This window comes from Allomuricauda sp. ANG21 (assembly GCF_040705235.1).
In the GTDB taxonomy this organism is placed as follows: domain Bacteria; phylum Bacteroidota; class Bacteroidia; order Flavobacteriales; family Flavobacteriaceae; genus Flagellimonas; species Flagellimonas marina.
This window is the reverse complement of sequence record NZ_JBFCVT010000002.1, coordinates 971,031-985,692: the sequence shown is the minus strand read 5'-3', so window position 1 is coordinate 985,692 and position 14,662 is coordinate 971,031. Positions and strand designations below refer to the sequence as shown.

Here is a 14,662-nt window from a genome sequence, read left to right as displayed (position 1 = left end):
TCTATTTAGTTTGTAGTTTCGTTAAGTTGAAGGTTCTTTTGTACTCTGGAATAAAGAGCTACCACAAGAAAACAAACCAAGGGTACATAAAACGAAACGTTGATGCTTCCGAAGCCATCAGAAACGATACCTTGCACACTTGTGAGAACAGCACCACCCAAAATGGCCATAATCAGTCCTGATCCTCCTATTTTTGAATCATTGCCCAATTTCTGCATTCCCAATCCATAAATCGTCGGGAACATTAAAGACATGCATCCCGATGCCAGAATTAGTGCAGTTACACCGACCATTCCAGAGCCATAGATAACTGTCAACGTACAAATTACTCCCAACACCGAGGCAATAAACAATAACCTTCTTGGAGCAACATATTTCATTAAGGCTGTAAAGACAAACCTTGAACTAGAAAACAGTATTATGGATGCCAAATAGTAAACAGAGGCATCATCTTCACTTTTGCTCAACTCTTGCATTGCATAACGAATGGTATAGGACCAAAGCCCTATTTGGGCACCCATATAAAAAAATTGTGCCGTTACCGCCCAGCAATAATTCCGATTGCCCAAAAGTCTCTTTATAGAACCCAAAATGTCCATTTTTTTCACTTTATCCTTTGCCATAGGCATCTTTGTTACCTTTACCAATATCCAGATGACCAGCAAGAAAAAGGCCACCCCAACATAAGTGCCCATAACCGATGTCAACTCCTCAGATTGAATTGCTTTTAGTTCCTGCGGTGCCATGGATGCCCTTTCATCGGCGTCCAATAGGTTTAAATTGGAAAGGATGAAAATCTTGCTGAGCAATATTCCGGTAATACTTCCAATGGGATTGAAAGATTGGGCTAAATTGAGTCTTCTTGTTGCCGTTTCCTCAGGCCCCATCGATATGATATAGGGATTGGCCGCAGTTTCCAAAATGGAGAGTCCACCAGCTAAAATGAAAAGTGCAGCCAAAAAATGACCATACACCATACTGATGCTGGCTGGATAAAAAAGAAGGGCACCTATTATAAATAGTCCCAGACCCACTAGAACTCCTGTTTTGTATGAATACTTCTTGACAAGAATGGCCGCTGGCAAAGCCAGCAAAAAGTATGATCCATAGAAGGCCATCTGAATCCATGAGGTCTGAAAATCGGTCATGCTCATAATACGCTTGAACGCTGCTAAAAGCGTATCTGTCATATTATTGGCCAGTCCCCACAAAAAGAATAAGCTGGTAATGAGAATAAAGGGCCATTTATTACCTGGCATGGTAACGGGGATATTTTTCTCCAAACTTTTTTTACTTTTCATTTGCCCGCCTATTTCATTCCGTATATCGGTCCATAATTCTTGCAGGCCCTATAGTCGGAACCTTCTTTGTCCATTCCCTGTGCATTCCATGCTGATGGTCTAAAGATTCGCTCTTCCTCAACATTGTGCATACAAACAGGAATACGAAGTATTGAGGCCATGGTAATAAGGTCGTGCCCAATGTGTCCATAACTGATGGCCCCGTGGTTGGATCCCCAGTTGTTCATCACTGAATACACATTGGCAAATGCCCCTTTTCCCGTTGTCTTGGGAACAAACCAGGTTGTTGGCCAAGTACGGTCCGTTCTTTCGTCCAAGGTTTTATGGACATGTTCTGGTAAGTCAATGGAGTGGCCCTCTGCTATCTGAAGTACGGGGCCCAAACCTTTAATAAGGTTCAATCTGCACATGGTAACGGGCATCCCCCCTTTTGTAAGAAAGTTTGATGAGAAACCACCTCCCCGAAAATATCCAAGATTGGCCGGGTACCATGTGGTTGCCTTTAGGCAAGCATCCACTTCATTTTGGTCTATCTCCCAAAATGATTTCATTACAGGCTTTCCATCTTTACTTTGTTGACCTGTACCGTCCAAGGTGGCGGACCCTGAGTTTATCAGGTGGATGAAGCCTTCCGATGCTATTCCATCGGGCTGCCATCCAGTAACCCTTTTGACTGCGCTGGGACTCCAATAGGTACGAACATCGGCAAATATCTGTGCCGTATTGGTCAATAAATAATTGAATAACATGGAAACACCGTTAAGAGCATCGTTTTCAGTGGCCACCATATAGGGCGCCCTGATTCCGTTCCAATCAAAGGAGGAGTTCAGTATAGCTTCTGAAAAGTCCCCGTTTGGTAGAAAATCAGTCCATTGTCGTTGCCCTTGGAAACCCGAGACCAAGGCATCGTGGCCATGAGATTCCTCCCCATACCCAATCTTCTTCAATTTTGGATTGCCTTCCATCAAATCCCGGATAATAAGGGTCATCTTCACCACAAACTCCCAATCCTCTTCCTTTTGTTCGGTGCTCCTCTGTTTTTCTTTCTCGTTGAAATCTTGACCTTCACGACAGTTTTTCTTGGTCCATTCCAAGGCCTTTGTAAATTCTTCCTTGTCATAAATCTCATGTTCAATACGCCTCAGCACCTCGGAGGAGTCCACATATTCGTTCCGCATACCCAAATAATCCTGAAAAAAATCAGGGTCTATCATGGAACCGGCTATCCCCATGGAAACGCTTCCAATGGCCAAGTAGCTGCGATTTTTCATTAGGGCAACCGCCATTCCTGCTCTGGCAAATGACAAGAGTTTCTTTTGCACATCCTCAGTGATCTGGCTGTCATCAAGATCTTGGACATCTTCACCATAGATTCCAAAGGCAGGAAGGCCTTTTTGGTTGTGTGCGGCCAAGGTTGCCGCCAGATATACCGCACCCGGTCGTTCAGTACCATTGAAACCCCAAATAGCTTTTGGAAGTTGCGGGTCCATATCCATGGTCTCGGTCCCATAGCACCAGCAAGGCGTAACAGACAGCGACACCCCAACATTTTGGGTACTAAAAAGCGAACCACACTCCACAGCCTCCTTTACGCCCCCGATACAAAAGTCCGGCATGATACATTCAACTGGGCTGCCGTCCGGGTACTTCAGCTGCTCACTGAAAAGTTTGGCGACGTTCTTGGCCATATTCATGGTAGTGGTCTCTAAGGATTCCCTTACTCCGCCTAGCCTTCCATCTATGATTGGACGGATACCTATTTTTGGATAATTGTTTGTCTTGGTCATTCTAAAATTTTCTATAAAAAATTTGTTATTAGCTCTAAAGTGGTTCCAAATACCTCTTCTACAATCTGTTCTAGATTTTCTTTCTTTCCAGTTAAGTGAAAAACCGCATGGTTATGGGAAAGCGATTCATTGGGCTTAATAAATGCAGCTGGGGACACACTTTCTAATTCATAAAATGGACCCATCTGGGAACCATCTTCCAATGGACCGTCATTGTATGCGTTGACAGCGTCACCCAAAAAAGGTTCTCCTTCCAGATTCCACTCTTGATTAAGATAAGTGGCATCAGAATCCACATCGAAAAGGGTTATGGTTAAAACATTATTGGATGCATCATAGCTTCCGGCCATAGAAGTGGCTCTCTGGGGTGGTATGCCCAGTTTACCTCTGGATTTGCCATCGGCTTTGAAGAACAAAATACCGTCATCATAGCCAATTCTATCCTCAGCAATTTTTCCAAAATAGTCGGTAGTGGCAATGGGCCCCGTACCTTCCTTTTTATATGGAATGAAAATAGTTGTTTCTTCTGATGGAGGGAACATGTCCAATATCCAGATACAGGGAGCCCCAGTACTCTTCGTCCATTCAAAACCACCAATATTGGTGATAGTGTTCTTTGTTTTATAACCAACTGATTTGACTCCCTTTGTCTGTATTCCGAGCAATTCTTCCATTTGTTCGGCACTCAAAATTTTGACTATTCGTTGGGCACGGATATTGAGTTTATGCCCCGCATAGTTTTCAATATCCATTGTTCTTTCCAAGGCTACGGAAGTTTCACTCTCTTCGGTTACATCCCAATCTTCACTATCAATTGGGGGCGGAGTTTTCCAATTTTCAAATGTCATTTCAGCTTCTGGTTTGAAGAAAAGTGAATACGCATTCCCCTCGGGTCCCAACCAAAATCTACTCTCTCCACCATACGCATTCATGTGGGGGTCGGTCTTACCAAAAGCATCATAGTTTATCCACCCCATACTCCTTCCATCATTGCCAGACACACTTGAAGTAAACACTTTGCCTTGGTACTTACCAGACACCGCCACCGAGGCGTTTTCTGATTTCAATATAATGAGATTGGAATCCCATTTTTTAAGAAAATCTATATCATAACCGAAAGAGCCTTCCATAAAAGTTTCATCTTTGTCCATGGTCTCAGTCTTTGAATCTTTTTTACCGTGATCTTTACAGGATACCGTAATCAAAAAAGTGATTGCTATTGCAAAAAACAGTTGCCTTTTTAACATGACTAATTCACTTCAAGTTCGTTTTTCGCTGGAAGCGTGGGGAATTTGGCATGTGGTTCGGCTTGATACCAAAACACAACTGAACTTATATCCGATTTTTGCTGTAAATACCTATGATCGCTGCGCCACCCCAAGTCTTGAATGGTAACCTTTAGGTCCTTATCAAACCTTATAGGGTCTTGAATGTGCCAACGGTAAAGTCCAAAACGCTGTTGGGAATCATATAGTCCATCTGGCCTAATAATTTGGTGTAGACCCGCATAGGGGGTGGAGTAATTCTCATACTCCCTTTTTCTTTTGTTTTCAAAATTGTATGAACCCAAAAAGTAGTCTTCGGTTCCTGTCCCCGCTATGGTCGGAAACTTTTTATCCCCATCCATGAAAAACTTGATTTCACCTTCACCCCACCAACCTCGGTTGTTGACCTGCCAAGCCATATAGGTACCCACATAATGACCTTTTCCCTTTATTCCATCCACTAAGGTATAGAGAGCACCTTCGGTAGGATTGCTTCTTCTAAACTGGGCATGAAAATAGGCAGCATCGTCCGGAACATCGGTTAAGGTATAGTCTATCTGATAATAGAGGTACATTTCCTCTGTACCAATGTTTTCCATTGTAATCCTACAATTTTTTCGGAAAGGCATGGGCCAATAAGAGTTGAACGCACTACCTGGGTTGACGGTAATAGGCAATGAATTTAAAGGAGTATACTCACCCCAGCCCATTCCAAAGAAATCCCCTACGGGAACCTCAACAGAAGGCTCTTTTTCGCCATCCCAATAGAATCGAAGAATAGAGAATCGCCAATTTCCTGTTGGAGTCATCCAAATATGCTGAATGGCACCCTCATCATCTATATCAGCAAGAGTGAAAGTTTCTCCCGGAGCAATCTTTACGGACGGACTAACTTTCCAGCCTTGTCCCAATTCTCGGGCCGCGTGGCTTCCTGTTCCATTTCCCAACTCGGCCATGCCTCCTTTGCCTTTCTCCCCAGTGAAATTTTCCGGGCTAATGGATCGTGTTTTTGCATCTGATAAGGTAAAAATGTTTCCCAGATTGGATCCCAGCCCATTCGTGGTCTGAGCATACGTAGAACCTAAATGGAAACAAAACATAGCAACTAGTGATATCAGGACAAAACCTCTTCTTTTTTTCATACTATATATAATTTTTCAGTTAAATAAATCACTGTGGCCCTTCGACCATCTTACCGTTCAAATATACTATTTAAACGTTTAAACAAAAATATAAAATGTATTATTTTTATTTTTTACTCCATTAAATTGTTTTTTTATTCAAAAAATTGTCATTAATTACTGGAATTCCCAATTACAAGCTTAGCATTCAATTTTACCTTGTCTGTCTTGGCATTTGAGTCCTTTATGTGGTTTAAAAGAACGGTTACCGCCATTTTGGCTAAATCAGATAATGGTTGTTTTACGTAGGTCAATGGGCAATAAAAGAAGTGAAATACCTCACTTTCGTCAAAAACAATAACTGCGACATCATCTGGAACTTGAAGTTTCAATTCATCAAGATACTTGAGACCAATTACTCCCAAGGTGTTGGTCGCAAAAAAAATGGCATCCACCGGTTCGTTTCCTTTGACCAAATTTTCAATGGCTTTAGGCATGTTCTCCACAATCTTATCAAAGGCAACCTCCTGTAACAAGGATGTATCATAAACCCCATCACCTAGGGCGTCCTTATGTCCCTTTATCCGTTCTTTCATGTGATACAATTCTGTGGAATAGGCAATCATACCTATTCGCTTTTTTCCATTATCCATCAACTTTTTGGTGGCGTCAAAAGCCGCCTGATAATTATCAATGGCCACATAGTTGGTTTCAATGTTGGGAAAATAGCGGTCAATAAGTACAAATGGAATGTTTTGCTCTTTCAAGAGCTCAATCTGGCTTTCCGAGCCTTCAGTTGGAGTAATGATAAATCCATCAACTTGTCTGTTCAATAAAAACTTGATCAAATCATGAGATTTGGTCGCCTTCTCATCAGAACTTCCAAAAATGACCGTATATCCATATTTCTTAGCTTCATCTTCCACAATTCTTGCAATTTGTGCGAAAAATGGGTTTGAAATATCAGCCACAATCAACCCAATGGTCTGACTTTTACCACTTTGAAGGCTCTTAGCTATTTGATTGGGTCTATAATTCAGCCTTTTGGCTATTTCTTTAATTCTATCAGATACCTCTTGGCTTACACCACTGTTTTCTTGTTTTGAAAGGACATATGAAACCGTGGCAATGGAAACACCCGCTTCTTTTGCAATATCTTTAAGGGACGTCTTTTTTTTCATGGGCGGATGTGTCTTAAACGTTTAAATATAATTTGAATTGCAAAGTATCAATAAGAACACATGATACCAAATTTTTTTTGCTTTCAACATGCATTTGCATTCACCAGATCTATCCTACAAAATAGGAAAAGTTCTGAAACTGATACACCATTCTATTGTACTCCAAACGAATAGTAAAGTTAGCACAATATCCAATTAAAAATAGATGCGAACCTTTTTGTTCAGTTAAACCGATGATATAAACCTCTTTCATACCAATAACCAAGTTTCCATTATATTGAAAATCATTTTAACAGATATATTTTTCAACCTAATGGATTTCTTATTATGTTTGATAATTTAAACGTTTAAATAAATCTAAGACCAATTCATCTTGGATGCGAAATGTAAATGACTCAACCAAAAATTAATACCAATGGCATATTTTTTTAACATCAAAAAAAACTTTTTGGAATTATGTTTCCGTAACCGCTGTGCCCTACTCTTTTTTTGTTTAACCCCAGCCCTAAATGCGCAGAAAAAGGTACAGCTATCCTCCCCAAATAGCATTGTCCATTTTAGCTTAAAAATTACCGAAAAAGCTCCCAAATATAGCATCTCATATAAAGGCACTACGCTCATTGATGATTCCAATCTCGGGTTCCAGTTTGAAGAAGGTGGATATTTTACGTCCCATCTGAAAATGGGAAAGCCCCAATACAATTCAATTGATGAAACTTACGAACTCGTGGTGGGAAAAAATAAAAAGGTAAGGAATGAATACCGGGAAGTACGGATTCCACTCGTTGAAAACAATGCACCAAACCGAACCATTATTCTGGCCGTAAGGGCTTTTAATGATGGTATCGCATTTCGTTATGAGTTTCCTAAGCAAGAAGCATGGAAGTCTTATGGGCTTTTGGACGAATTGACCTCCTTCAAAATTGTAGGCAAACCAACCGTACGAACGCTATTTTGGGACTCATATACCAATACCCATGAGGGGTTTTACAATAAATTACCTTATGATTCCATACCGAAAGATACTTTAATGGACATGCCTTTTTTGCTTGAATTTCCCAAAAAAACGTTTATGGCGATAACAGAAGCCAACCTTAGGAATTATGCGGGAATGTATCTCATGAAACAGAATGAAAATTTAACGTGTCAGCTCTCCCCACTCCCAGGACAATCAGAAGTTAAAGTAAGGGCCGCTCTTCCCCACCAAACGCCCTGGAGAGTTATGATGATAAGTGACCGAATCGGCACATTATTGGAATCAAATATCCTTACAAACTTAAACGAGCCTTCAAAAATTAAGGATGTATCTTGGATCAAACCCGGAAAGACATCATTCCATTGGTGGAACGGGGACATTGTCCCGGATACTACATTTGCCCCTGGGGTCAATTTTGAGACCAATAAATATTATATTGACTTCTGTGCCGCCAACAACATTGACTATCATGCGGTCATTGGCTATGGTGGTTTTGCATGGTATTCCAGCAATGCTCCAGGTTATGGAGCGGTCGGCTCACAAACCGACGTTACTATACCAGTTCCTAGTCTAGATATGGAAAGGGTGTGCAATTACGCTAAAGAAAAAGGGGTTGGCATCCATGTTTGGGTACACTGGCAAGCGATTTATCCAAATCTAGAGAAAGCTTTTTCCAAATTTGAGGAATGGGGAATAAATGGTATGATGGTTGATTTCATGGATCGCGATGATCAAGAAATGGTATTGATTCAGGAAGAGATTCTTCAAAAGGCTGCCGAGCACAAACTCTACATTCAATTTCATGGTAGCTTTAAACCTACTGGACTTCATCGCACCTACCCCAACGAATTTACCCGTGAGGGTGCTCGCAACTATGAATACAACAAATGGGAGCCTGAACCCATAACTGCTGACCATGATTTGGATATTGTTTTCACCAGATTATTGGCCGGCAGCACAGATTATCACCTTGGCGGGTTCCGAGCGGTGCCTAAATCTGATTTCAAGACGCAATTTACACGCCCGTTGGTTGTAGTTACCAGATGTCATATGCTGGCCATGTATGTGGTCTTGGAAAGCTATTTAGCCTCAATATGTGATTATCCGGATGCCTATCTAGGGGAACCCGGGTTTGATTTCCTTAAAAAAATACCCACCAATTGGGACGAAACCAAAATATTGGATGCCAAAGTGGATGAATATGTTACCACGGCTAGAAAAAAAGGTAATCAATGGTTCGTGGGAAGCCTTAACAACAGTAAAGCCAGAATCATCAATGTTAATTTAGGGTTTCTGGAAAAAGGGAACTATTGGGCGGAAATCTACACAGATGGAAAGGAGGCTCATCTGGACCCAAACCAACTAGATAAGGAAAAGAAACAAGTTAATGCCAACGATGTTTTGGAAATCCAGTTGGCTGCCAGCGGTGGAATGGTAATACGATTAACCAAAGTCCATTAAACCTGCCTTAAACCAATGTAAGGTAACATGAAGCCAATGTTTTTCCTGTCCGGTACCAAATCCCCTTCAAACCGAATTACAATTTGGCATGGAGGTCTGATAAGTATCCCCTAAATACAATAATAGTGGTGAAATCTGACATGACAGGAAAAATTATATGTTTCACCAACTGAAGGGGTCTATAAACGAAGGAAAGGATGGACTGTACCAGCGAAAAATTAAATGATGGCTTACTTCTATCCCATTAACATCATTTTCTATCAACTTTACAGTAATTGTATGTCTTTTCTGATGAATTGATAATTTTAACAAAATTTTTTTGTTAAAATAAATATATACCTATACATTTGATTTAATTACTTAAACGTTTAATATAAATTTACTTAAACGATTAAATAAACATATTGATTAAGCAAGCACTTTAGCTGTTTAACCTTTAGGGCAGGAGATTTTTTAAACCAATGAACGACCAGCACATTAAATAACCTTCATGATTAATCAAACTAATAATAACTATGTAAAAATGAAAAACCTCAATTTTAAACAATGCTATTATAGGTTGATCTCATTCAATTCAGATTATAGATTGAGATTGTCCCTTTTACTTTTTCTTGTTTCGGTGTTCACCATCCAAGCAAATAACTTCAAGTCCAAAAAAGGACATTTTTTTGAGAACTCCCAGTCGCAAATCAGTGGAACGGTTTATGACAACAACGGCTCTGTTTTGCCGGGTGCCAACATTATTGAAAAAGGTACAACCAATGGCGTCCAGTCAGATTTTGATGGAAATTTCACCATTACTGTTTCTGAACCTAACACCACACTCATTGTATCCTACATTGGCTTTAGATCCAAGGAAATAACCGTCAATAGTCAAACCAATCTGATCATTACCCTGGAAGAGGATACAGCTGCGCTTGACGAAGTAGTTGTCATTGGCTATGGAACCCAAACCAAGCGTGACCTTACTGGAGCGGTATCTACTCTAAAAGCTGAGGGCATTGTCAGTATTCCTACCCAATCCCTCCAAGATGCATTTCAAGGAAAAATAGCAGGGGTTCAAGTAACTCCTCAAAATGGACGTCCTGGTTCCCAGCCTATAGTAAGGATTCGAGGTGTAGGAACACTGAATAATGCCTCTCCACTATATGTAGTTGACGGGCTTCTTTTGGATGACATTTCCTTTTTGCCTCCAGAGAATGTTGAATCGCTCCAAGTACTCAAAGATGCTTCTGCAACTGCCATATATGGGTCGAGAGGGGCCAATGGTGTTATCGTTGTCTCCACCAAGAATGGGTCTTCCAGTACTTCAGAAATATATGCTCGATCATATTATGGCGTACAAACAGTTGTGGACAAGATAGGTATGGCCAATGCAACCGAATTTGCCACCTTGGCCAACGAATCTGCAACCAATGAGGGAAGAGCACCCATTTTTGCAGATCCAAGCCAATATGGTGAGGGCTTTAATTGGGAGGATTGGCTAATTCAGGACGGGGCTCCTATTCAAAGTCATTACGTATCCGCAAGTGGGGGTGGTGATAAATCCAATTATTTCATTAGCACAAACTATTTTAAACAAGATGGGCTTATCAGAAGGTCAGACTTTGAACGCATAAGTTTTAGGGTTGCCAACGAGTATTTTATTTCAGATAAAATTACGGCAGGTCAAAATCTAAACCTAACTTTTACTGACTCACAAGAAGAAGGTGAAGGTAGAGGAGTCAATAGTTTGATTAATTTAACCCTGCAGGCAGACCCTACATTGGAGCCCTATAATCCGGATGGAACCTTTACCAATACCTCCACTAATGGAGGCACGGTAAATCCAGCAGCCTCAGTGGCATTCAATAACAATGAAAATAAAAGTTTCCGAGCGACGGGAAATGCCTATCTTAAGTTTGATTTTTTAAAGAACTTCAATTTTAAGACCAGCTTTGGCATCGACTATTTTCGAGGAGAGCGTAAGTTCTTTATACCTGCCCATTTTATAACACCGATACAGATGCTACAGGATAGTCGTCTTACAGTATCTAGGGGCCAACATAACAATTGGTTGAATGAAAACCTGCTCCAATACAAGAATTCATTTGGTGAACACAACGTTGATCTATTGGCAGGGGTAACATTTCAGGAGTTTACTTCCGAAAACTTATCCGGCACACGGTTGAACCTTCCAGCCTCCCAATTAAACCCCTCATCAGACCTACTTTATCTCGATGCCGGAGAGACCGAAGGGCAGACCAACTCGAACAATTCATTTTCATGGGGCATATTGTCATATTTGGCACGTGCCAATTATAGATATAAGGATCGCTACTTATTTACAGCGACTTTTAGACGTGACGGTTCTTCGAGATTTTCCAGCAAGAACAGATGGGGCGATTTTCCATCCATTGCTGCTGGATGGGTGATTTCCAACGAACCCTTTATGAAAACCGATGCCATCAGCTATTTAAAACTAAGGGGGAGTTGGGGTATCATTGGAAATGATAAAATAGACACTGGAGCCGCCTTCCCTACAGTTGCTTCAAACTTAAATGCAGTCTTTGGACAAAACCAGTCTATTTATCCCGGTGCCGCTTTGGTGGAGCTTGCCAATGAAGAATTAAAATGGGAAGAAACCGAACAAATTGATGTAGGTTTGGAATTTGGGTTCTTCAACAACCATCTGAGCGCAGAGGTAGACTGGTACCGAAGGGAAACCAGCGATATCTTGGTCAGGGTGCCAATACCAAACTCCGTGGGTGTACCCATTGCTCCTGTTGTAAATGCTGCTGCAGTTGTCAACAAAGGGTTTGAATTCAATCTCAATTGGAACAATGATGCTCCAGAATTTAAGTATAATATTGGACTGAACCTAACCACGGTTGATAACGAAGTTCTCTCCCTGGGAGGTGGATTGGAAGAGATTTTTGCCGGTGGGGTTCGTAATATAGGTTCGTCCACGCGAACCATTGTGGGTCAAGAAATTGGCGCCTTTTATGGTTGGAAGCAAGAGGGAATCTTTCAAGACCAAGAAGAAATCAACTCATCAGCCATTAGGGGCGGTGAGCAGCCTGGCGACATCAAAATTGTCGATATAAACGAGGATGGGATAATCAATGAAGATGACAAGACAACTCTAGGATCACCCATACCGGACATCTATTATGGTTTGAACTTCTCAGCTAACTTTAAGAATTTTGACTTTTCGCTGAACATTGACGGTCAAGCGGGGAACAAAGTATTGTACTCAAGAACGGCCGAAAGAGGATTTGCAATATTTAACTATGAAAAATTCTTTTTGGATCGATGGACAGGTCCTGGAACATCCAATACCGAACCTAGAATAACTGAGGCTGGACACAACTATGCCGTTTTGGATAGATTTCTTGAAGACGGAGACTTTATAAGGTTGCGAAATATCCAAATAGGGTATACCCTTCCGCTGGAATCATCCGTTTTTAATAGAATAAGACTCTACGTAAGCACTACGAACCTTTTAACCATTACAGATTATCCCGGATACACTCCGCAAATTGGCGGTGAGTCAGTAATCGCAAATGGTATTGACAATGGAACATATCCCGTGGGATCTGTAAGTACACTTGGAGTTGAAATTAGTTTCTAAAAAATCTTAAAAAATGCAACGAAAAAATATATTCATGAAACAGTTCTACATTGTGTTCGCCACAATGGTTACTATACTAGCCGTAGGTTGTACCAAGGATTTACTTGAAAAACCTCCACGAGGGGAACGTACGCTGTCCAATTTTTTCCTTACAGAAGATGATGCCGTACAAGCGACAAATGCAACTTATGAGCAAATGGTAAATTTTGACCGGGCTGATGGCTTTTGGAGCAGTGTACATTACATCTGGTATCTAGGCATGACGGATATCGCCTCTGACGATTCAAATAAGGGGACCGAACCAACGGACGGAACCGATGTTGGTAGAATAGACGACCTGAACTATGACCCAGCAGAAGGTGTTTTCAATGGTTTATGGGAATGGTATTATCAAATTATTTATCGTGCCAACTCAGCCATAGAAAATATTCCCAATATTGAAATGGATGAAGGGATGAAGACCCGATTAATCGGGGAGAACAAATTTATCCGAGCTTATTCGTACTTTTTTCTGGTTCGGTCTTACGGCGGTGTGCCTTTAATCACTGCCCCTTCTGCCATTGGAGAGTTTGAACAGCCTAGAGCAGAGGTCTCGGCAGTATATGATCAAATTGAAAGTGACCTCAATGATGCCATTGCGGCACTTCCCCTAAAATCGGAATATGAGCTCAATGATTTGGGCAGGGCCACAAAAGGAGCTGCGCAAGGGTTACTTGCCAAGGTCCACATGTTCCAAAATGAGTACCAGGAAGCTGAAAATCTTGCACTGGAGGTAATCAATTCAGGTGAATATTCCCTGACACCTGATTACAGCCAAATCTTTGTTCCCGAAGGGGAAAACAATGTTGAATCCATCTTTGAAATACAAGCATTGGCCGCAAGCGATTTCTCTGGAGGAACAACTTTCAGTAACCCTCAAGGTGTTCGTGGTGGTCTTAATTTGGGATGGGGCTTTAACAGTTCAGAAAGAGATCTTTTGGACAGTTATGAGCCTGGTGATAACCGGATGCAGTCAACCGTTCTCTTTGTCCATGAGACTACACCTTATGGACCAGCAGCCGCTGTGACGGACAATCCGTTTATGATTGATGAACGATATAACCAAAAAGCCTTTACACCACTGGAAAATACGGGAGGCAATCTCAACAGCGGAACCAATATCCGTAGGCTTCGGTACTCTGATATTTTGCTCACAGCGGCGGAGGCGGCCTTTCAAAACGGAAAAGTTGCAGATGCACAGATGTACGTTAATATGGTGAGGGCTAGAGCTAGAAACGGACAATCGGCAACTTTGGGGATCATTCCGGAAGCATTGGACGGAGTAGTGGCCAATGCGGTTGGAATGCCTGGAATTACAGGAAGTCCATTCGTGAGATATGTCGGACCCTCTGGACCCTCTTTTGACGCAGGGATACAACCCATTGAATGGGAACTCGTTGAATCCAACTCTATACTTCTGGTAAACAACCTGGATGTGATCAAGTCAATTGATGGTGTATCAGTTTCTACGATGTCCGAATACAAGACCCAGATGGAATCTTTGTCCCCAGGCTCATCGGTTCCCGTGGTTGTGGACAGAATCACGGAAACGTATAGTGGCGGCTCAAAGAGCACAAACGTACAGACGCTAAATCTTTCCATCACCACCGAAGAATTACTGCCGGACATAACTTCATCTGGCCAACAATTATTGGAGGCCATTTGGCATGAGAGAAGGGTGGAACTGGCCATGGAACAGCATCGTCTGTTCGATATAAGGAGACAAGGCCGTGCTGGCGAACTATTAAGGGCACAAGGAAAGGATTTTATAGATGGACAACACGAACTTTTTCCCATTCCTAGAAATGAACTCAACTTAAACCCATTGTTAGAGCAGAACCCGGGTTACAACTAAAATTTCAATATGCTCACAAATCAAATTTCAGGAATCAAGAGAAGGTTGCCGAAATATAGACTA

General features: G+C 41.5%; 8 protein-coding genes. 3 read left to right on the top strand and 5 right to left on the bottom strand.

Annotation, left to right across the window (positions count from 1 at the left end):
* Positions 1–5 precede the first annotated feature (5 nt).
* The 5 genes from fucP to AB1A65_RS06695 form a co-directional block, all read right to left on the bottom strand.
* Positions 6–1,301, bottom strand: coding sequence for an L-fucose:H+ symporter permease (fucP, locus tag AB1A65_RS06715; protein ID WP_051947256.1), 1,296 nt, complete (start codon positions 1,299–1,301; stop codon positions 6–8).
* Between the two features lie 8 nt (positions 1,302–1,309).
* Complete coding sequence (locus AB1A65_RS06710; protein WP_366587001.1) at positions 1,310–3,088, bottom strand: L-fucose isomerase; 1,779 nt, start codon at positions 3,086–3,088, stop codon at positions 1,310–1,312.
* Positions 3,089–3,099: 11 nt separating this feature from the next.
* On the bottom strand, positions 3,100–4,239 hold the full coding sequence (locus AB1A65_RS06705; RefSeq protein ID WP_366586998.1) for a DUF6786 family protein: 1,140 nt from the start codon (positions 4,237–4,239) through the stop codon (positions 3,100–3,102).
* A 98-nt stretch (positions 4,240–4,337) separates the two neighbouring features.
* A complete protein-coding gene (locus tag AB1A65_RS06700; protein ID WP_366586995.1) occupies positions 4,338–5,495 on the bottom strand; it encodes a glycoside hydrolase family 172 protein in 1,158 nt (385 codons plus the stop codon).
* A 152-nt stretch (positions 5,496–5,647) separates the two neighbouring features.
* A complete protein-coding gene (locus AB1A65_RS06695; RefSeq protein ID WP_036382257.1) occupies positions 5,648–6,655 on the bottom strand; it encodes a substrate-binding domain-containing protein in 1,008 nt (335 codons plus the stop codon).
* 415 nt (positions 6,656–7,070) lie between these two features.
* On the opposite strand from AB1A65_RS06695, the gene AB1A65_RS06690 reads away from it, so the two are divergent.
* From AB1A65_RS06690 to AB1A65_RS06680, 3 genes are all read left to right on the top strand, one after another.
* Positions 7,071–9,092, top strand: a complete 2,022-nt coding sequence (locus AB1A65_RS06690) for a glycoside hydrolase family 97 protein (protein ID WP_081894306.1) — start codon at positions 7,071–7,073, stop codon at positions 9,090–9,092.
* A 523-nt stretch (positions 9,093–9,615) separates the two neighbouring features.
* Positions 9,616–12,705 (top strand): TonB-dependent receptor, encoded by a 3,090-nt coding sequence (locus AB1A65_RS06685; RefSeq protein ID WP_366586993.1) that lies wholly within the window; start codon positions 9,616–9,618, stop codon positions 12,703–12,705.
* Between the two features lie 34 nt (positions 12,706–12,739).
* Positions 12,740–14,599: a RagB/SusD family nutrient uptake outer membrane protein gene (locus AB1A65_RS06680; RefSeq protein ID WP_366586991.1), complete on the top strand. Its 1,860-nt coding sequence runs from the start codon at positions 12,740–12,742 to the stop codon at positions 14,597–14,599.
* Positions 14,600–14,662: the final 63 nt, after the last annotated feature.